At 40.7% G+C, this 21,286-nt stretch carries 17 protein-coding genes and 1 tRNA gene; 13 read left to right on the top strand and 5 right to left on the bottom strand.

Features of this window, described 5'->3' with window-relative positions:
- Positions 1 to 21 precede the first annotated feature (21 nt).
- Positions 22 to 852, top strand: a complete 831-nt coding sequence (locus tag M5U24_RS07625) for a metallophosphoesterase (RefSeq protein WP_099324067.1) — start codon at positions 22 to 24, stop codon at positions 850 to 852.
- Between the two features lie 145 nt (positions 853 to 997).
- Here M5U24_RS07625 and M5U24_RS07620 read toward each other — a convergent pair whose 3' ends face one another.
- On the bottom strand, positions 998 to 1,261 hold the full coding sequence (locus M5U24_RS07620) for a SemiSWEET transporter (protein WP_099324068.1): 264 nt from the start codon (positions 1,259 to 1,261) through the stop codon (positions 998 to 1,000).
- A 185-nt stretch (positions 1,262 to 1,446) separates the two neighbouring features.
- Between M5U24_RS07620 and M5U24_RS07615 the strand changes: the two genes are divergently transcribed.
- The 3 genes from M5U24_RS07615 (at position 1,447) to M5U24_RS07605 (ending at position 4,438) form a co-directional block, all read left to right on the top strand.
- Positions 1,447 to 2,463, top strand: a complete 1,017-nt coding sequence (locus M5U24_RS07615) for a tellurite resistance/C4-dicarboxylate transporter family protein (protein ID WP_157820358.1) — start codon at positions 1,447 to 1,449, stop codon at positions 2,461 to 2,463.
- 587 nt (positions 2,464 to 3,050) lie between these two features.
- Entirely contained in the window at positions 3,051 to 3,908 is an 858-nt protein-coding gene (locus tag M5U24_RS07610) for a KpsF/GutQ family sugar-phosphate isomerase (RefSeq protein WP_320414768.1), read from the top strand.
- Between the two features lie 5 nt (positions 3,909 to 3,913).
- The gene (locus tag M5U24_RS07605; protein WP_099324071.1) at positions 3,914 to 4,438 is read left to right on the top strand and encodes an HAD-IIIA family hydrolase; all 525 of its coding nucleotides are present in this window, start codon (positions 3,914 to 3,916) and stop codon (positions 4,436 to 4,438) included.
- Between the two features lie 172 nt (positions 4,439 to 4,610).
- Here the strand turns inward: M5U24_RS07605 and M5U24_RS07600 are convergent, their stop codons facing one another.
- Positions 4,611 to 4,913 carry a hypothetical protein gene (locus M5U24_RS07600; protein ID WP_230405830.1) on the bottom strand — a complete coding sequence of 101 codons (303 nt, stop codon included), beginning with the start codon at positions 4,911 to 4,913 and terminating at the stop codon, positions 4,611 to 4,613.
- Here M5U24_RS07600 and lptC point away from each other — a divergent pair.
- The 5 genes from lptC (at position 4,798) to M5U24_RS07575 (ending at position 15,168) form a co-directional block, all read left to right on the top strand.
- Complete coding sequence (gene lptC, locus M5U24_RS07595) at positions 4,798 to 6,738, top strand: LPS export ABC transporter periplasmic protein LptC (RefSeq protein WP_230405793.1); 1,941 nt, start codon at positions 4,798 to 4,800, stop codon at positions 6,736 to 6,738. The genes M5U24_RS07600 and lptC overlap by 116 nt on opposite strands.
- Positions 6,725 to 8,509: a HEAT repeat domain-containing protein gene (locus M5U24_RS07590; protein WP_099324073.1), complete on the top strand. Its 1,785-nt coding sequence runs from the start codon at positions 6,725 to 6,727 to the stop codon at positions 8,507 to 8,509. The genes lptC and M5U24_RS07590 overlap by 14 nt, the downstream gene beginning before the upstream one ends.
- A gap of 682 nt (positions 8,510 to 9,191) precedes the next feature.
- Entirely contained in the window at positions 9,192 to 10,718 is a 1,527-nt protein-coding gene (gene cobA, locus M5U24_RS07585; RefSeq protein ID WP_099324074.1) for a uroporphyrinogen-III C-methyltransferase, read from the top strand.
- A gap of 322 nt (positions 10,719 to 11,040) precedes the next feature.
- Positions 11,041 to 12,390, top strand: coding sequence for an IS1380-like element ISCku8 family transposase (locus M5U24_RS07580; RefSeq protein ID WP_298202135.1), 1,350 nt, complete (start codon positions 11,041 to 11,043; stop codon positions 12,388 to 12,390).
- A 375-nt stretch (positions 12,391 to 12,765) separates the two neighbouring features.
- Positions 12,766 to 15,168 carry an SBBP repeat-containing protein gene (locus tag M5U24_RS07575; protein ID WP_099324078.1) on the top strand — a complete coding sequence of 801 codons (2,403 nt, stop codon included), beginning with the start codon at positions 12,766 to 12,768 and terminating at the stop codon, positions 15,166 to 15,168.
- A gap of 88 nt (positions 15,169 to 15,256) precedes the next feature.
- On the opposite strand, the gene M5U24_RS07570 is transcribed toward M5U24_RS07575, so the two are convergent.
- Positions 15,257 to 15,334, bottom strand: a tRNA-Pro gene (locus M5U24_RS07570).
- A 463-nt stretch (positions 15,335 to 15,797) separates the two neighbouring features.
- Between M5U24_RS07570 and M5U24_RS07565 the strand changes: the two genes are divergently transcribed.
- Positions 15,798 to 16,055: a hypothetical protein gene (locus M5U24_RS07565; protein WP_099324079.1), complete on the top strand. Its 258-nt coding sequence runs from the start codon at positions 15,798 to 15,800 to the stop codon at positions 16,053 to 16,055.
- Between the two features lie 89 nt (positions 16,056 to 16,144).
- On the opposite strand, the gene rtcA is transcribed toward M5U24_RS07565, so the two are convergent.
- Together rtcA and M5U24_RS07555 are read right to left on the bottom strand one after the other, a co-directional pair.
- Positions 16,145 to 17,188: an RNA 3'-terminal phosphate cyclase gene (rtcA, locus tag M5U24_RS07560; protein ID WP_099324080.1), complete on the bottom strand. Its 1,044-nt coding sequence runs from the start codon at positions 17,186 to 17,188 to the stop codon at positions 16,145 to 16,147.
- A gap of 80 nt (positions 17,189 to 17,268) precedes the next feature.
- Complete coding sequence (locus tag M5U24_RS07555) at positions 17,269 to 17,613, bottom strand: hypothetical protein (protein WP_164994828.1); 345 nt, start codon at positions 17,611 to 17,613, stop codon at positions 17,269 to 17,271.
- Positions 17,614 to 18,302: 689 nt separating this feature from the next.
- On the opposite strand from M5U24_RS07555, the gene M5U24_RS07550 reads away from it, so the two are divergent.
- The 3 genes from M5U24_RS07550 to M5U24_RS07540 all read left to right on the top strand — a co-directional run bounded on the left by M5U24_RS07550 (position 18,303) and on the right by M5U24_RS07540 (position 21,234).
- Positions 18,303 to 19,292: a MoxR family ATPase gene (locus tag M5U24_RS07550; protein ID WP_099324082.1), complete on the top strand. Its 990-nt coding sequence runs from the start codon at positions 18,303 to 18,305 to the stop codon at positions 19,290 to 19,292.
- A gap of 9 nt (positions 19,293 to 19,301) precedes the next feature.
- A complete protein-coding gene (locus M5U24_RS07545) occupies positions 19,302 to 20,183 on the top strand; it encodes a DUF58 domain-containing protein (protein WP_099324083.1) in 882 nt (293 codons plus the stop codon).
- A gap of 73 nt (positions 20,184 to 20,256) precedes the next feature.
- A complete protein-coding gene (locus tag M5U24_RS07540; protein ID WP_164994827.1) occupies positions 20,257 to 21,234 on the top strand; it encodes a hypothetical protein in 978 nt (325 codons plus the stop codon).
- Positions 21,235 to 21,286 lie beyond the last annotated feature (52 nt).

The following is a 21,286-nucleotide window of genomic DNA, read 5'->3' as shown; positions in this document are numbered from 1 at the left end:
GATCCGGAAAATATTGCCAGTATGATTTCAAGAAGAACATTTATAAAAGGAGCCGGCGGATGTGTACTGGGTATGGTATCCGTAGGGGGTTATAGCCATTTTTTAGAGCCCCGGTGGGTAGAAATAAACAACGTTACCATAAAGCTTGAAGATTTACCGACTAAATTTGAAGGTTTAAGAATAGCGCAACTTTCAGATATCCATCATTGTGAATATGTATCAAAGGATTTTATACGGAATTGCGTCCACAAGACTAATGCGTTATGTCCTGATGTAATAGTCCTGACTGGAGATTATGTTTTTGGCAGCAACGATTATCTTTCTTCGGTGGCAAAAGAATTATCTGAATTGAAGGCAAAAGAGGGAGTTTTCGCTATCCTTGGAAATCATGATGATAAGGGAAGCACCTATGATGAATTGCAGAGAAATGGCATTCGCTTACTCATAAATGAGCATATTGTTTTATATAGGGACAACGCGTATATATTTATTGCGGGCATAGATGATCTCTGGAAGGGCGAAATAGATATTAAAAAAACCCTGAAAGGAATGGATGAGAATCCAAAGATTTTACTGGCACATAATCCGGACGTGATTGAAACAATCCAGTATGAGGATGTCGATTTTGTTATATCCGGACATACTCACGGGGGGCAAGTGTGTTTCCCCTTTTATGGACCTCCTATCGTGTACTCAAAATTTGGGGCTCGTTATGCTGCGGGTCTCTTTCGTGAAAGAAATACGTTAATGTATGTAAACAGAGGCATAGGCGTATCTAATTTGCCGGTACGGTTTTTTGCAAGGCCTGAAATCACGCTGTTCACCATAAGAAATGGTTTGCAACAGGTGTAGTTTTTTCTTCTTCCTTTAGTACTTTATCAGTAATTTCTTTGCATTTTTTGTCATTAGAATTTGTTTCGTATTTCGAATTTCGTGCTTATTTGTTGCTTGGTTCTGGCTATGCCAGCTTAGGTATTATTTTTAAAATGTGCAATTATTATTTGCCCCTGTATTTATATAAAAAGCGCAAAGAGAAAATAGTACTCACAAAAGAAAGAGTAAATCCATTGGCAAGCACAATGATTATATCTCTTAAATGTAACCCGTAAACTAACCACATACTGCAGCCGAGTAGTAAAAGGGATAACATTATCGGGGAAACATCATTTAATTCCTTTGTCCTTATCCCACGAATGATTTGCGGGATAAAACCTACTGTAGTACACAATGCCGCAATTGTTCCTATTATAGACCATCCCATATATATTTCCCCGGTTATTTTGTTATTATCAAAAATATAGTATTAATTGTTTAAAGCATACCAAAAAGAATTGCAAAAAGTAAGATCAAACGCTATATTTAACGACTTAACGGGCAGTAAGGAAAGGGGGAAAATAATCAAGGGAAAAGGGAAAGATAAAAGATAAAATGGGCGGAATAAGAAACATGATAAAAACATTACACCCGGCTTACTTTGTGTTTATCATGTCAACAGGCATTATATCGATAGCGTCAAATATGTTGGGAATAACGCCGGTAGCACAGGGGTTGTTTTATTTAAACATTGTGGCATATGCGGTTATATTGACGATCCAGATACTGAGGATAATAATGTACTGGAGTTTGCTGTACTCAGACATATCAAATCCGAAACTTGGACTGGTTTATTTTGCGATAGTAGCAGGAACCAACGTGCTTGGGGCGCAGTTTGTAACCGTAGTTAACTGCCAGTGCGTTGCCAAGTCATTGTGGTTTTTTGGAATATTTCTGTGGGTGGTGCTCACCTTATCGACATTCACCTTGTTATTTTTAAAAAACGAACAGCAGATAGAGCGCACAATACACGGGGGGTGGTTAGTATCGGTGGTAGGCACACAGTCGGTTGCGGTGCTTGGTGCGTTATTATCGCCGTGTTTTGCGGAGACCTCAAACTTTATCCTGTTTTCCTCGATGGTGTGGTGGATGATAGGATGTTTCTTATACGTGGTGATTATAACGTTAATAACTTATAGGTTAATATTTTTCAAGATAGCACCGGAGGTGTTGGTGCCTCCGTACTGGATCAACACGGGAGCTGTAGCGATAACAACACTTGCAGGGGCGACAATAAGCTTAAGCATCCCGAAGATAGAAGATCCGTTTTTAGATATTGATGGATTTATCAAGGGATTTTCTGTGTTCTTCTGGTCTTTTGGAACGTGGTGGATTCCGCTGCTGGTAATAATCGGGATATGGAAATACGTGTATCACATGACGCCGTATAAGTATAATCCGCTGTACTGGGGTCTGGCGTTTCCGTTGGGAACGTATACGGCAGGTACACTAAAGCTGGCAGAGGCGCTGGGGATAGGATATATATCAAACATATCAAAGGTATTTATCTACATAGCGTATATTGCCTGGCTGATAGTGTTCGTGACTATGATTCGTTCTTTTCTTAAACCAGCTCTGGCAAAGCAATAACGCAATGTCAGTTTCCAGGAATCTTTTAGCGAACCATACGATACTTTTTTTGTAACAATTTAGTTTTTTGGAAAAGTAGAAACGCTAGTATAGCGTTTCATTAAAATATCTATATTGATACCGTCATTGCGAGCGACAGCGAAGCAATCTTAAGTCTTTTGGGAACAAGAGATTGCTTCGTCGCTACACTCCTCGCAATGACATTTTTTTACGTACACATTTTAACGAAACGATGTACTAGTTCCCAAGCTCCGGCTTGGGAACTATACTGTAAGAGTTCACAAATAGGGATTTCTAAAATTAGATTTAACTTTTGTTGACATAAATAGTTATAGTATTTTTGAAATCACACTTTGTGAACCCCTTGAGTATAGCAGTTTTTCCCATTTCATAGCACTAAAGTATTATAAATTTCATCTCTTTCATCTCTAAGATAAAATCCTTACGTTATGTTGAATGGCTTAACAGAAAAACAGCCCCTGTCTGACATAGATTATGCAAAAAAAGTATTATTACTCGAGTCAGAAGCAATAAAAATCAGGTTTTTTGGTTTGAAATTTTTTTTTAAATTTTTTTAAGCCGTAGATATCATATTTACGTGTTCCGGCAGGGTCGCAGTTACCGGGGTTGGAAAGGCTGGCATTATTGGACAGAAGATCTCTGCCACTTTGGCGAGCACCGGCACGCCTTCTTATTGGATTCATTCCTCCGAAGCCAGACATGGCGACCTTGGTAAAATTGTTGCCAGCGACATTGTACTTGCGTTGTCAAACAGCGGCGAAACAGAGGTGGTGTTGCTTTTGCCATTTTTGAAACAAATGGGAACAAAGATAATCTCCGTTACGGGCAATAATAAATCTTCCCTGGCGCTGCATAGCGATGTCGTTCTTGATATTGGAAATGTTGAAGAAGCCTGCCCTTTAGGCATTGCGCCTTCTTCGAGCACAACGGCGATGCTTGCCATTGGAGATGCCATTGCGTTAACGATATTTAAAAAGAGGAATCTTAGCAAAGAAGAGTATGCCTTCTATCATCCTGGCGGAGAACTTGGAAGAAAATTACTGCCGGTTGAAGTTGTTATGCGCAAAGGCAGGGAAAATCCTGTAGCGGATGAAGATATGCCTCTGCTGGATGTCCTTGGCATTATGACGGAAACAAAAGGTAACCCGGGAGCAGTGAGTATTGTTGATAAAAATAACCGGTTGACGGGGTTTTTTACGGACGGGGATTTGAGAAGGCTTTTAAGGGAAGGAACGTCATTTTTATGCAAGACAATAAAAGAGGTTATGACCCCCTTTCCCAAGGTAATCAATAATCGTTGTTTAGTTGAAGAGGCATATAAAATACTGAGAGAAAACAAAATTGACCAAATTCCTGTGGTTAACGATTTCCATACACCTGTCGGCATATTTGATGTGCAGGATTTATTGGAGGTTAGATTTTAAATACGATGAAAAAGATAAAACTTGTTATTATCGATGTTGATGGTGTTTTAACAGATGGCTCGATCTTTATTGATAGTGAAGGGCGGGAAGCAAAGGCTTTTAACGTGTTGGACGGCACGGGTATCTCTTATCTTCATCGTGTCAATATTAAAACGGCAATAATTAGCGGAAGAACGAGCAAAGCGGTAGATCACCGGGCAAAAGAATTGAATATCGCAGAGGTGCATCAGGGAATCAAAAATAAACTGGACGTATATAATGATATCCTTGGGAAATATTCGCTTAAAGATGAAGAAGTGTGTTATATTGGCGATGACCTCATAGACCTACCCATATTTTACCGCGTCGGTTTTCCCGTTGCGGTTGCCAATGCCATGCCTGTCGTAAAACAATATTCTTCTTACGTTACAAAAGCCAAAGGCGGATGTGGCGCTGTAAGAGAAATTGCCGAGAAGATAATTAAATTTCAAGAGAAATGGCATATAATCATGGATCGATATCAGAAGAATCGTAACACTTTAGTTTTTTGAAAAAAATTTACCACGCATCTATAGTACAGTATGCGTGGTAAAAGGAATGCTTCTTTATAACACTCCCCTCCCCAGGCCCCTCTATAAAGAGGGGATTTAGGGGTGTGTTTAATAATCATGTATATACCTTTCTTTTTGTAAACACCGGAATCCTTGATTTTATTGAGTGTTTTCAAAAAGCTAAAGTGTTACGAATAATCAGATATAAATATTGAAAATTTCTTTTTTCATACCAGCCCTGCATAATTAATGTTTGTAACAAATAAAGCACTTCAGAAGTGAGACTTTTTGTTTTCCTGTAAATAATGACTACGCGAAGATATATATTTTTAAGCATACCCATCATTTGTTTCATTACGATAATCATTTCAGTTATTCTCTCAAAGCCTAAATCAAAAAGTCCTGTCGAAAAACCAGGAGAAAGCATTGTTTCGTCAGAAAATTCTCTAAAGAATAAGCGAATAATAGACGACATACGAAAATCCGAGAAGATCACTCAAACGGTTGACGGTCTTTTTCTCCCCAACTACGATAAGGAAGGAAATGAGACGTACACAATGAGAGGGAAAAATACCTTTTTGCTGGAGAACGACAAATATAAAATAATTGAACCGGAAATTGAATTAATGGATGATGAAGATCCGGGGGACGAAGCGAAAAGGGTGATAATTACATCGGACATTGGAGAGATGGATAAGATTTCAAATGAGGGGTACCTTTCCGATAACGTTGTAGTTCATCTGGATAAGGAAACCAGGTTGTATACCGAAAACATGCAGTACTCTCCCGGGAATAAGTCCGTACATACGGATGAGTTTGTCACTATCACCGGAACAGGGCTTGTAATCACCGGCAAGGGTTGCGAGGTGGATCTTGCCAACAGAAAGATGTGGATTATAAAAGATGCGGAAATGGAAATGGATGGTGTGAAAAATGATCTCTTTTTCATGTATGAAGAAGGCTTAGGACAAGGCCATGTACCGGAAGCACCGGATATGGGGAAAACGGTTGAAGATGAAAAGACTGAAGAAAAAACAATCATTCGTTCCAACGGTCCGCTTGTGTTTGATAGGGATGCTGATTTCCATGTCATGACATTCAACGACAATGTTGAAGCCGCGAAGGGCAGCACTACCGTTTTCTCAGACAAGCTTGTTATTTTTCTTGATGCAGAAACAAAAGTAACGAAACAGGCGATTGCAAGCGGAAATGTTCTTGCTTCGCAGGGATCAAAAATTGCCAAAGGAGACACACTTTCCTGGGATGCCAATACGCAAAGCGCAATTCTTGAAGATGCAAAGAAGGCAGAATTTATACGAGATGATCTCAGTATATACGCCGCCAAAATGATTTTTTATAAAAATGCAAACAAAATAGACGTTCCGTGTGCCGGCAGCTTGAGAATAAAACCCAATGAGAAAAACATTCCGGAGAAAAAAACTGCGGATGCAGATGCAAAGTATGAAATGATTAATGTGAAATGGGAAGGGAAAATGAATTACATGGGGGATGCAAGGGAAGCCATCTTCGAGGAAAATATTGAAGTACGGAGAGATGATTCCCTTCTCCGGTGTGATTATTTGTACGTAACGTTTAACGACAATAACTATGACCTGAAATCATTTGACGCAAAGGATAAGGTTCATATTGTTGATAAAAAAGGCGGTTTATGGAACGAGGCGGTTGGTGATCAGGTTGCATGGGATGCACAAAGTAACGCAACCGTTTTATATGGGACCCCTTTTGCTATTCTCAGGGAAGGAAATACAAGGCAGATTATTTCCCCCAAGGTTACTTTCTTCGAAAATGAGGAAAAAATCCTGTGTGAGGGAAAGGGGAGTTTATATGAAATCGGAAAGGGAATGAATCGCACCGAAGAAACGGACAAAACAGGCATTAAAGTTACCTGGCTAAAAAAAATGGAGTATGATAGTGTTATAAAAAAGGCAGGATTTTTTGAAGAGGTTCTGGTTTCTCAAAGCGGACAAAGGCTGAGCGGAGACCAAATTGATGCATATATGGGAGCAAACGGAGAGATTTCAAAAATTATTACCGCCGGCAACGTTTATTTTTATAGCGAGGATTTAGGAGGGAGCGAGGGGTTCGGCACATTTTTTACCTGGGATTTACCGAAAAACATGGGAGTGCTGACTGGCAGCCCGAAGGCGGAATTAAGAAAAGAAGGTTCGAGGACTTTTTCTGAAAAGGTTTACTTCAATATGGCAGAAGGCAGGATAACGTGGGAAGGCAGACCTCACTGGCAACTTATCAGTAAAGAAGCTGGCAATGCGGATAAATAAAAAGATTCGTCATATTATAATTTTTTTGGTATTTTTTCTAACAACCTTTGCAGGGCAGCTTTACGCAGAAAATACGCAACGTGTGGAAATTTTTGCGCATCGGGGTATATTGGAAGAAACGCCGGAAAATACATTTGCTGCTTTGCACAGGATTGCAGAATTGGGCATAGACGGTGTTTTGGTTGATATTCGCAGTACAAAGGATGGCCGGCTTATATTAATGAACGACGAAACGATTGACCGCACAACGGATGGTATGGGCAGGGTTGACCGTTTATTATATTCGGAAATACAACAGTACGATGCTGGATCATGGCGGGGCGTGGAGTTTGAGGGGGAACGTGTTCCTTTGCTGTCAGACGTACTGATGTTTTGTAAAATTAACAAACTTAAACTGATTTTAAATATACAACAGATTTTTCTGGAAGAACAAGTTGCAGAACTGATTAATACCTATGAGATGTCTTCGCAAGTTTATTTATGGGGAACGATGAGGAATTACAGCCCTAAAAACGCAAGGTCTTTCGGAAAGGGACTGGTGTATGTTTCCACAGATGAACTAAACGAAGAAAAACTGAAACAAATCCGCAAAGAAAAGAAATACGCATTTACTTCTTTACTGGAAAGTGATGACCGTCGGATAATACAGAGGGCGATAAAGCGGGGAGTAGATGTTCTTCTCGTGGATTATCCCTATGTAGCAATGGATGTTTTGGATATAAATACCCGATTAAACACCACAACTGAAATAAAAAAGAAAGCACGTGAAAAAAGGCCGCTTTCGATAGACAATAACGACCCGTTTATTCAAACAAAAATAAAAACACTGTTGAACACGTTGCAGAGCGAAGGAGAGGATGAATCAAGGACAGCGGCAATAACATTAGCCGTTCTGCCACAGAAATACACGGTACCGCCGCTTCTGAAATTATTCAAAAAGAAGAGTGCAAAGATAAGGCAAAATGCCGTTTGGGCGCTGAGTTTTTGTGGTGATAATACTATCGCACCACAGATAGAACCGCTTTTAAACGATAAAAATACCATCGTTCGGAGGGAGGCGGTGCTCGCATTAAAAAGGCTTGGCGCAGCACAATCAATACGGGCGCTTACTGACAGGTTTCAAAGAGAAACTGAGATAAACGTAAGATATGATATTGCAAGGGCATTATGCACTCTGGGAAATCAAGGTTCAGTCTTTCCCATACTGGAGATGCTTAAAAAAGAAAAGAGCTGGCTTGTCAAAGAGGCTTGCATTGAAGCGGCAGGCAATAGTGGTAATGATAAAGCAATTGCAGCCTTGTACGATATTCTTATCACCGATGCGGAAAGTGAGGCCTCCTTTGCCCGTACAAAATCAGCGTGGGCATTGGCTTCTATGGAGGAAAAGGCCGTTCCTTTTCTGATAAAGGCCCTCCATGATAACGAAGAATCTACAAGGCGTAAAGCCAGTTGGGCGTTAATAAAAACAGGCAATCCTGCGGTACCGGCATTAATTGGCGCACTGAATGACGTTAATGAACATACGAGAAATCGTGCAGCGCAGATACTCGGATGGATTGGCAATGCAAGCGCCGTAACCCCGCTGATGTGGTCGCTAAAAGATAAATCCCCTTTGGTGGTAAGCTCTGCAGCCTGGGCGCTTGGCAGAATCGGGACGCCAAAGACACTTCTATCCCTGAAGGCACTCATAAATAGCGGGAATGAAGACGTCGTGGAAAGCGCATTTGAGGCGATGGGCAGGATTGTGGAGCGATACAAAGATATTGAGTAGCATCTGAATGCCTTACGCAAAGAGAAATGCAGCCCAAAAGTGGTATATGGCGGCATTGGTTACGTTTTACAAACGTGTGCAATAAACAATTTGACTAAATAATAGGATTTCAATATTATGACGAGATTAAAATTTTGTAACTATTCAGCGTAATTTATTAAACTACCGGAGATCAGAGCGCAACTCGTTCCCAAACCTTGTACTGAACATAGTGAAGTATCTGTTTGGGAACGTAATTACACTGGAAACTTTGTTTCCAGTGAGGGTCTGACTTGACAAATTACAAACTGTATTAACCCTGTGATTTTATTCCCTATCTATCAGCAAACAGGCGAGAAACCGGAGTTTCTCGAACAAATGCATTCCCAAACAGATACTTCACTATGTTCAGTACAAGGTTTGGGAACGAGCCGTGTATCGTTTACGCTGAATAGTTACAAAATTTTTGTAATAGTCCTTATAATATGTGTTTTATGGCAGAGACAATCCCCCGACAATTAGCAGTATGTAGCACCTTATCAGTAATTTCTTTGGTATTTTCTGGTTTACGAGGGGATTTATGGGTGGGTAAATAAGAAAAGCCGTTGGGTTTTGTTTTTTTAAACCCGGCTTATTTCAATATTTTTGCAGAGACGCATGCATGCGTCTCTGCATTTAATCTATAAGGAAAGGTATTTTATTGATGAAACGCAGTATTGTGTACTTAGTAGGAGCAGGTCCTGGAGATCCGGGGCTTATAACCGTAAAAGGGCATGAGTGTATTAAAAAAGCAGACGTCATTGTTTATGATTATCTCGTAAACGTTGAATTACTTAAAGCCGCAAAGCCAGACGTGGAAATGATATATGTAGGAAAGCAAGGCGGTTCCCATACCCTTGAACAGGAGGATATTAATAAGCTTCTCGTAGAAAAAGCATTGGAAGATAAAATTGTCACACGGCTGAAAGGGGGAGATCCTTATATTTTTGGACGCGGCGGAGAAGAAGCCCTTGTTCTGCGAGAATATAAGATCCCTTTTGAAGTAGTTCCGGGCATTACCGCAGCTATAGCGACTCCTAACTATGCAGGCATTCCCGTAACGCATAGGGAATATACCTCTACTTTTGGTTTGATTACCGGGCATGAAGACCCTGCCAAGAACGAAAGCTCCATTGACTGGTCAAAAATAAGCACGGGGATTGGCACACTGGCATTTTATATGGGGGTAAAAAACCTTCCATATATTACAGAACAGCTTATGAAGCACGGACGTTCCGGCGATACGCCGGTGGCGGTAATACGGTGGGGCACCACTTTCCGGCAGGAAACCGTTGTCGGCACACTGAATACGATTGTAGCGAAGGCAAAAAATATCAAACCTCCTGCAATAACCATCGTTGGTGAAGTTGTTAAGTTGCGTGACCAGCTTAATTGGTTTGAAAACAGGCCATTGTTTGGCAAAACGATTGTCGTTACCCGTTCGAGAGAACAGGCAAGCGAATTTGCGGACAGGCTATATGAATTTGGCGCAAATGTAATCGAGTTTCCCACGATTGAAATTGTAAAACCGGATTCAATACAACCATTGGATGAAGCAATAAATACCATTAATACTTACGACTGGCTGGTATTTACAAGTATTAATGGTGTGGATAGTTTTTTCCAGCGATTGTTTGAATTAGGAAAGGATGTAAGGGTTTTGAAAGGCCTTAAGATATGTGCCATAGGCCCTGCTACTGCCGGAGGCATAGAAAGGTATAATATCAGGGTCGATTGTAAACCGCCAAAGTTTGTGGCAGAATCTGTGGCGGAAGAACTGAAGAGGGTAACGGCAATAAAAGGCGAGCGGTTTTTACTTCCACGGGCAGATATAGCAAGAAGTTATCTTCCCGAAGAATTGCAGAAGTCAGGCGGTGAAGTTAACGACCTGATTGTATACAAGACCCTTATGGGGCAGCCAAAAGACGTCAATATTTTAGAGAAAATGAGAAACGGGGAGATTAACATCATTACCTTTACCAGTTCCTCAACGGTAAGGAATTTTGTACAACTTATAGGAAAAGAAAATATCACTTCTTTAAAAGGACATATCCAATTTGCGAGTATTGGCCCCATTACTACAAAGACAGCGGAAGAAATGGGGATTGATATTGCCATTAAAGCGAAGGAATATACGATCCCCGGATTGGTAAATGCCATACTGGAAAGTACATCTCCCATTGATAAATAAGTTCATAGTACAGGAACTTCAATATTAATGTAGAGACGCATGCAATGCGTCTCTACATTGAAAAATCGCCAAAGGCATAATTTACTTCAAAAAATAAACCCCCTGCTTACTTGACCTACATCATTTTTTCACCCCCCCGGAGAAACGTTCTATGTGCATTACAGCACAATGTTTTTCCAGTTGATATGTCTGTAAATTCCATTTAATTTGAAACGCAATGTAATGTAAAAGGTATCGGTACCGCATATCACATATAAGGAGGCCATCAATATGAAAAGAGCAAATATTAACATTTTTGATAACAAAAAACACCTGAAAGGAGATTCACCATTTCGATGAAGAATATAGCAAAAAATACAGCAAAAGACAACCGAAAATCAAGGCAGAGATGAGCGGGAAAGGCTTAACGGTACATGCAGGGCTTTTACCGGTATTGAATTTTATGGGTAAGCTGATGTTCCGGGAGAGAGTCCATGAAGCGGTCCATAAGGATCGTGGAGCAAATGCCCGGTATCAGTTTGTCGATGCGGTACAAATGGTAGTGATAGGGTTGATAGCAGGGGCGACATCGATGGTAGAGGTGATGAAGGTGTGTACAGATGAGGTATTGAAGAAGATGTCCGGGTGGAAAGAGGTACCTGTAGATACTACGATAGGACGTATTATGAAGCTGGCGAGTCAGGGAGATATAGTGGAACTGACGGGGGTGATCCACCGGTTTAGGGGAAAGATATGGAAGCGTGCGGTGAGATCAGGCCATAAACTCAGGAGTGCTCTTTGCGAAGTATGGATAGATGTTGATTCTACCGTAGATGGTGTATATGGGAAACAGGAGGGTGCAGAGGTAGGATATAATCCGCACAAGAAGGGGCAGAAGGCGTATCATCCCTTAATGGCATTTATTGCAGAAACAAAGGAGGTATTACATAGTTGGTTCCGCTGTGGAAGCGCCTACACGAGTAACGGAGTAGTAGAGTTCATGAAGGAATGTATGGCGTACATGAATAAGGGGGTAAGGGTGGTATTTCGGGGAGACAGCGGTTTTTTTACCGGAGAATTACTTGAATACCTTGAGTCAATATTGGCGGGATATCTGATTAAGGTAAAGCTGAAGAATCTGGAAGGATTGCTTGAAGGGCAGAAATGGAATGAGGTGAAAGGGGAGCCAGGATGGGAACAGGCTGAATTTTGGTATCGATGTGCAGGGTGGGATCGTGCGAGACGTTTTGTGGCAGTGCGGCAATTGGTCAAAAGAGAAAAGAAATTAGTAGAAGTGTCCGTGTATGAGTATTTTTGTTACGTTACAACGGAGCGGTTAAGTCCGATGGAAGCGCATCGTTGTTATGGAAAGAGGGCTACCTGCGAGACTTTGATAGAAGAGAGTAAAGGACAGATGAATGCGGGGCACATACGTACGGGTGAATTTTTGGCCAATGCTGCGCTATTTCAGTGTGCGGTGTTAGCGTATAATCTTTTGAAGTGGATGGGATTGCTCAGTGGTGGAGTGATACAAAAGTGGGAAGTAAAGACGATGAGACTGTGGTTAATCCGTGTGGCAGGGAAACTGGTGGAGAGAAGCCGGCAGATGACATTAAAATTGCCGGAGAAATTTCTCCATCAGGAGGAATGGGAAAAGTGGGAACGCATGTCACTGGATGTAGTTTTTCAGTAGAAAACCGACGTTGTATTTCGTTTTTTTAGTCTTTTGAGAGTGGTAAGTATACCGCAGATGGAGACAGTACATCCCTATCTTGATTTTCATTGCATCAGAGAGCACGTTTCCGACAATTTCCCATGTCTTTTTGTTTAAAGTAGTACAATAGCGCTACCACCATTATCAGTCAAGTATATCTGTCGGATAATAACAATATATTAGTGACTACATATTTCGCATTACGAAAATACAGCCTTAACCAACTATTTATTAAGCACTTATGCGTTTTGGCAGGGGTGAACATCCGTTATAATATTCCTGGGATCGGCAGCTTTCGCAGACCAAAGCGGTAAACAAAAAACATTACATCAGGAGATAGTTAAAAAAGCGCAAATGCTTACGGTACCCTTTATTCTTAATAAAGGACAAGTAGATGCAAGGGTAAAATTTTATGCCAACACCTTTGGCGCGACAATTTATGTGACAAGCGAAGGTGAAATAGTTTATTCATTGCCGCATATTTCAGACAGGCCAGGAACGAAAACGCAAAATATTACCGCGCAAACCGAACCCTGTTCCCAAGACTCCACAGTTGCAACTATGAGAAAGGCAGATAGTAAGAACAACCTGGTTATGAAGAATATCGTGCTTACGGAGCATTTGGCCGGTGGAAAGACGGTTAATATAAAGGGAGAAAAAACTTCGGTTACGAAGGTTAACTATTATAAGCATAAAGACCCTTCGCAGTGGCAACAAAATATCCCAACATACGAGTGTCTCTGTTTTGGCGAGGTTTTCAACGGAGTAGATTTAGTATTAAAGGCGTATGGCAACAATGTAGAAAAACTTTTCCACGTAAAACCAAATGCCAGCGCGGAAGGAATAAGAATAAAGATACACGGAGCGAGTTCGTTACATGTTAATAAAACAGGACAACTGGAGGCAGAGACGCCGTTAGGAAATGTTACGTTCACCAGGCCGGAAGCATATCAGGAAATAAATGGGAAAAAGATCCTGGTGGCGGCAAGCTATCATTTGAAAGATGCCGGTATGGTTTATGGTTTTAAAGTGGATGAGTATGATAAAACGAAGGAGCTTGTTATCGACCCCCTTCTTGCTTCTACCTATCTTGGCGGTTCAGATAACGATGAAGTGTGTTCTTTGGCAATTGACGGGGATGGGTATGTCTATATCGCCGGTAATACATTGCAGTCTGACTTTCCGACTACCGGTGGTTCATACAATACCGGCAGCGCAGGAAGTAATGTTTTCATTTCAAAAATAAATCCAACGTTAACTAGTCTTCTTGCTTCGACTTATTTGGGCGGATCTTCAGAGGATAAAGTACGGTCTTTGCTTTTAGACCCGGAAGGGAATGTTTACGTAACTGGAGAAACGAATTCGTCCGATTTCCCAACAACTGAAAATGCTTATGCAGGGTCGTTAAACGATTCATATGGAGATGTTTTTGTTTCCCGGCTTGACACCGATTTGACGAATCTTCTGGCTTCTACCTATTTAGGCGGGACTTTTGGCGATTATAGCCGAGATATAGCAATTGCTGCAGAGGGAAATATTTATGTAACGGGTGATACAAATTCTGCTGATTTTCCTGCTTCAGCGGGCGCTTATAAAACTTCATTGACCGGCAGCTCCAGAGATGTTTTTGTTTCAAAACTGAATAATGAACTAACCGGTCTTTTGGCCTCAACATTCATGGGAGGTTCTTCCGGTGATTATAGCAGCGCCCTTGTTATCGATTCCAAAGGAAACGTTTTTATCGCAGGCACTACCGGCTCATCAGATTTCCCTGCTTCTTCAGGCACGTATGATGCTGTCTTTAATGGTGGAGAACATGATGTTGATGGTTTCGTTTCAAAGTTTGATAAGGATCTGACGAGCCTTCTTGCTGCCACATACATTGGGGGATATTTTAATGACTATATAAGCGATATGGCAAGCGATTCTGAAGGCAATATTTATGTAACGGGTGGCACCCTTTCTTCGAATTTTCCAATAACTACAAAGGCATATGATACGACATACAATTTTGGCTCCGATGCCTTTGTATCGAAATTGAGCAATGATTTAAAAACACTTATTGCCTCAACCTTTTTGGGCAGTTCGGGCTATCCTTCAGAAGGGTACGACTATAATTACGGATATGAGCATGCGAATGCCATCGTTATTGTTTCGGACGGAAAAATTTACGTAACCGGCAGTACGTATTCTTCAGATTTCCCTACCACAATAGGGTCTTATAACGCCTCATTTAATGGTGGAGGTGCAGATGCGTTCATTTCCAGTTTTGACAACAATCTGGAAGATCTGCTGGATTCCACCTATCTTGGCGGTTCCTCTGGCTATGATTGCGGCAAGGCATTGGCAACAGGGCCGGAGGGAGATATTTATGTTGCCGGATTTACGAATGCTTCAAATTTCCCGGTTACCAGTGGGGTTCTTTATGCAAATTATAGCGGTAAGATAGACACCTTTATTTCACAACTGGATAGTGATCTATCTGCATTTTTGGGGAAAATATCGGGAAGTTTGAGCGATGAGAATAAAAACCCCGTTGAATCTGCTAAGATAGCACTGAAGGGAAAAACTACAAAAATTAAAAGGAAAACCTTTTCTGATGAAAATGGACTTTTCGAGTTTGGCAATTTAAAGGCGGATACGTATAATATTACAGCTACAAAGAATAGCTACAGGAAATACAAAACAAAGGTTGATCTGGAAGAGGGAGAAAAGAAGGAAATTAAGGCAGAGATGAAGAAAACAAAGACCCGATGAACAGCAAAAAAGAATCTTTTCGCGGTGGCTTAATTAATTACGTTAAAGCGGTGTTCCGCGAGGGATTAAAAAAGAGGTGAAACATAAGTGGTCGGGGCGAGAGGATTTGAACCTCCGACCTCCTGCTCCCAAGGCAGGCGCGCTAGCCAAACTGCGCTACGCCCCGTCATATTGAAAATATTCGTTTTTTCAGGTTAATTGTAGTTCACATTATACGTTACATCTGTATAAATACAAGCAAAAACAGAATAAAAACGTACCCATCATTGCCTACATGCCTTCGCTAGCACCTTATCATACTTACTTTACATTTTTTGACAAAATATTTAAATGTATGATGCTTCTAAGATATTATTTTACAAGAAGATAGCGCATGCATTCCGGCGTTTTAAGTAATAATGGTTAATTATTGCCCGCCAAAAAGCAAAAAACACCGAAAATCTTTTATTCTGTTTTCGATTAAATTTGCAAAAGAGTAGCATGGCATAAGTAATTACACCTCAATGTATTAAAAAAACAGTAAAATATTTTTTTACAAATGGAACAATATTTTGTGTTGCCTTGTTTTAAGATTGAGTTATAATCGTACCTTATTTTTTATTGTAATTTTGAAGGGGTAGGAGTAGTAGATGAACATTCAGCAAAAAGAAAAGTCGAGAAAAAAATATAACGAAAGAAGCCTTTCTTTAAAAAACGTATTTATTGACAAGGCGGAGAGAAGTTGTTTAATGTGCGGTAAAAAATTCATTAGCCGCGGGCCGCACAACAGAAGATGTGCGAGGTGCAATCAAAAGATTGATCAGGCGGCAGAAAATACATTTTACATGCCAACAGTGTACGGAAATGATGGCTCTGTAGGAGGCGAAACATACACGGTAGCTGAATAAAGATTAATCCTGTTTTTTTGACAAAAGGGCTATGCGATTATTGAAAAGCATAGCCCTTTTGTCATTTATCCGCGTTATTGTTACGCATGTTAAAGAGGTTTTATTGTTATAGAACCTTCTTCATTTATCCTGCCCGTTATTGTAACACCAATAGGGATAAACTGTTTTGTAATTTCAATGTTCGTTAACAGATGTTTGGTAATTATGGACGTGGTAAAGGTTGTCTCTTCCTCCTTTACCAGGGCAAGTGGCACAATAAGCTGATCGGCCAGGTATTCATCGAATACGCCTTTAGTTTTTAAAAAATTGTTTAGTTTGTTACACGCCTCTTCTGCTACCGTTTCAGCGCGTTTGCCAATTTCACCCAAGCTAAAATAACAACATTGGCTATATTCAAATTCCCCAATGAGAAGCAACAGGGTGCCCTTGCCGATTGCAGGCATTTCAAATAAGGCTATTTCATGTGGTATGTTTTGTACTGAAAACTGTTTCTGAGCCTCCATTTGTTGTCTTTTTGCGATGTTTGTGTCCAGATTGCTTACTACAGAGAGACCTTTAATCCGGAGAAGACGCCCCCTATCCTTTATTCGTATGGCGTGCTGTGTATGTGACGGACTTATTTTCATTACAACTTCGCCTCCGCCACGTGGATAAAAGCCGGCTCTCGTCGTTTGCATTTCAGCATCATATCCCATTTTTCTCAGGAAAAACAACCATTGCCGCTCAAGATAATCCGTACAAGGACTATGGCTTACATGCGTACCGCCGGTAATGGTGATTGTGGATGGGCCTTCTGCGAAACTGAGTGGATAGAATATCGTTTGTAATACAAGGGCAATTGAACCCGCAGTCCCGATATTGAAAGAATATGTTCCGTGCAGGATATTACCAGGATAAAATCTGATGGTTGTAGAGCGAAGGGTGTTCCCGGCTACCTCCGCATTGCAAATCCTGGCGGTAGCGTTTATTGCCTGTAAATGCTGATGGCTGATTCCGGGTGTTTTTCTGTTGGCTCTGATGCTATGTATTTCAAAAGGCTTTTTAGTAATGGCTGACAGAGAAAGCGAAGTCCGCAGTATTTGCCCCCCGCCTTCCCCAAAAGAACCATCAATTTTGATAATATCATCGGCCATAGTTGAAAGAAAAAGGGCAGAACATGAGAATGCCCTGCCCTTGCCATTTTGATTTTTATTATTACATTTTGTGTAAAGGCCTATTTGCTAAATCCACGTACAATCTGAACGAGTTCGTCAAGGTGTGAGAGATCGACCCCAAGGTCTCCGAGCGGCACGTAATTTGGATTTTTGGTTCCCTTTGTCATAGATTCTTTCATATCTTCGTCGGTTCTTGACCTCTGGTAGTCAGGGTCGCTGAAATCAGGCACTCCAAATTGTTTTCCAGCTTCAGAGCCTTTTCCATCAGAGCCGTGGCATAATTCGCAGGTATCTTTATAAATTAGTTTAACGTCATTTGCAGATGCAGTGAAGCTTGGTTGTACAAAATAGAGACTAAAAATTGCTGTTGTAGGAATAACACAATAACTAAAAAGTTTTTTCAACGGTAAGCCCTCCAATAAATAAAATGTTAATGTATTGTTATTAAGATTTTTCATAAGGCACGTTTCGCTTTTGATATTATCGCGAAAAGTCTTTTTCTTAAAAACATCACCCCCAATCAAGAATTATGATTAATAGGTATTATCAAATAAAATACCGGAATAAAGACCCTCTTTCGGCGCAAAATATCCTCCTTACACACGGTACTCTTTAACTTTAATAAAAAAATTATTCAAAATGTATTCTGTGAAAATACTGATTTATATCAGGCCGAAGTCGCAAGCAAAAATCGTAACATCCACTCCATAAGGTGTCAAGTACTTTCCGGCGTAAGCGAATATTTGCAAAATACATGTTCACATGCAAATACAATTATTATATAATCACATTTTTATGTTTGCAAAATAGGTCTGATTTACAACATCACAGCGACATTTTTATTTCAGATGTTGCAACGATTTCTTGGTAGATATATGTTTCATAACCTGCCTATGAAAGAAATAACCCTGACAGGGTTAATGCCCTGCCGACTTTGTGCAGGACTTAATAATAAAATGTCGCTGTAGTGATAACGAAGGAACAAATCAGGGGACAATTTTTGTTTATTTACACTGATTTATAATCAAAATAAATTCTCGCTAATTTACTTTATATCTTATAAACGAAAGATGAATTTGCTATGGAGGAATAAATGGATTCTGGTGTTAGAAGTATTACAGAAAGGGTAAAGGCGGAAAGTGATTTAATAAATACCCTTCTGTACGAGGTAGGTAAGGTAATTGTAGGACAAAAATACCTGATCGAGAGATTATTAATCGGGATGCTTTCCAACGGACATGTTTTATTAGAGGGTGTTCCCGGATTGGCAAAGACAATGTCCATTATGACCCTCGCAAAAGCAATGCATGCCTCCTTTCAAAGGATACAATTTACCCCTGATTTACTGCCTGCGGATTTGCTTGGCACGCTTATTTACAATCCCAAGAGCGGTGAATTTACCGTTCGCAAGGGACCGGTTTTTACGAATATCGTGCTGGCGGATGAGATAAACCGCGCTCCGGCGAAGGTGCAAAGCGCACTTTTAGAGGCCATGCAGGATCGGGAGGTTACCATTGGCGATGAGACGTTTAAACTGGAGGAACCGTTTCTGGTATTGGCAACTCAGAACCCAATTGAGCACGAAGGCACGTATCCGCTGCCGGAAGCACAGTTGGACCGTTTTATGCTGAAATTGAATATTACGTATCCTGACAAAAAAGAGGAACGTGAAATATTAGAGCGTATGGCTACCACCAAAAGCGATATTAAGGTAAATCCGGTAATTTCTCCGAACGATATCTTACGGTTACGCACGGTGGTGGACGGGATTTACATCGACGACAAGATTAAAGATTATATTATAGATATTGTCTTTGCCTCCAGAGAACCGAAGACGTATAACCTGGATTTGGATCAATTCATTGAATATGGAGCGTCTCCGCGTGCAACAATAAATCTGACATTAGCGGCAAAGGCGCACGCGTTTCTCAAGGGTAGGGGATTTGTCACTCCTCAGGACGTAAAATCTATAGGAATGGACGTCCTCCGGCATAGAATAATCATAACATATGAAGCAGAGGCAGAAGAAATACGGCCGGAAGATATTATTAATAAAATTTTTGATAACGTGGAAGTTCCTTAATTAACAGACATGATTTCAGCAGATGTTTTAAAACAAATTCGTCAGATCCAGATTCACACAAGCCGCCTTGTCAATGAAGCGTTAGTGGGCGAGTACCACAGTATTTTCAAAGGAGTTGGTATTGAATTCGAGGAGGTGCGCGAATATCAGCCCGGAGATGAAATACGGATGATTGACTGGAATGTGACGGCACGCATGGGACGCCCCTTTATTAAACGCTTTGTTGAGGAACGGGAATTAACCGTAATGCTTCTGGTGGATGTAAGCGCGTCAGAAAATTTCGGCTCGGTAAAATATTTAAAAAATAAAGTGGCAATAGAAATATGCTCTCTCCTTGCCTTTTCTGCAATTAAAAACAATGATAAAGTGGGTGTTATTATGTTTACGGATAAAATCGAGAAATTCATACCTCCGAAAAAAGGGGCAAAACACGTCTTCAAAGTTATTCGGGAACTTTTGTGTTCAAAGCCGTCGGGAAAAGGCACGAACATCGCCATGGCGCTGGACTACTTAAATAAGATTGCTTCCCGAAAGACGATTACCTTTATCGTGTCTGACTTCATTGCGGAAGAAAATGCTTATGCGCGTTCATTAAGAACCGCAAATAAGAAACATGATGTGATCGCGGTTAATATTATTGATCCGAGAGAACAGAAATTGCCCAATGTAGGTTTTATCGAATTAGAGGATGCGGAATCAGGCGAGAGAATAATAACAGATACCTCGAATTCAAGTGCAAGAAAAGAGTATAGCATGATGGCCCTACGGCAAAAAGAAGAACGGTCTCAATTATTTCGTTCAACAGGTGTTGATGAAGTTGTCGTTAATACTCAAAAAAATTACGTAGAACCCATAATTCGTTTTTTCAGAATAAGAGAGAAGAGGATTTAAAATCTTTTCACATGGTAGTTATATGCCCAACATAAAGCGCTTTATGCCCCTTTATAGACTATTTATAGTACTAATGGCAGCAGTATATACCTTACTTTCCTGGAGCGCAATCCAGGCAAGCGAATCGGGCGACCTTAATAACGTACCGATTGAGGTTGCAGCGAGTGTTGAGAAAAGCGATGTGACGATTGGCGACAAAATAAACGTAATAATTCAGGCAAAGAGTCCTGTTGGTGTAAATGTTACAATACCCGATCCCGGAGACCGTATCGGAGAATTTTTTGTAAAAGATGCGGGCGAGACAAAGGAAGCCGTCGGAGGAAAAGAGGGGGACAGGATTGTTGAACGCCGCTATATTTTGCGTTCTTACAAAACCGGGCTGCAAATAATTCCGCCAATAAAAATAAAATACCATGCAGAAGGTTACGGAGAGGGGGAAGTTGCTACAAATGAACTTGAAATAAACATCAAAGGCATGATAAAAGAAGGTGAAGAGATCACTGACATTCGTGACATTGCCCCTCCTCTCGGCATTGACACAAACTATGCGCGTTTACTACAATGGATTTTTGCAGGAGTTGCGGCAATTGCCCTGTTCATGCTCGCCTACCGGATATTGAAAAAGCAAAAGGGCGGAAAGCGTGTTCAAACAAGAGTAGCAGCAAAGAAGCTGCCACATGAGACAGCTTATGAATTGCTTGAGATATTATTAAAAGAAGACCTTGTCGGGAAAGGTCTGGTAAAAGAATATTATTACCGCATTACCAATATTTTGCGGCATTATATAGAAGACCGGTTTGGATTGTCCGCCCCCGAACGTACTACGGAAGAATTCCTGGTTGAAATGGCATATACAAATAAATTAAATACCGCTCATAAAAAATATATTCAGGAATTTCTTGAGAAATGTGACTGTGTAAAATATGCAAAATACGGCCCTTCTTTATTGGAAAGTCAGGAAACATACCATCTTGCAAGGCGGTTGGTAGACGAAACAAAGAGCGAAGGGGAAGGGAAAAAAGAAGAGGCCGTGATTGTTGATGCGAAATGATAATAGCAGATGTGTCGTTAATTACTGTTTTGTATCGCGTTAACCTTTTTAA

The sequence above is a fragment of the Candidatus Kuenenia sp. genome (assembly GCF_027493735.1).
GTDB classification, from domain to species: Bacteria; Planctomycetota; Brocadiia; order Brocadiales; family Brocadiaceae; genus Kuenenia; species Kuenenia stuttgartiensis_A.
Note: the sequence above shows the minus strand (reverse complement) of the source record. Positions and strands in the feature narration are given on the sequence as shown.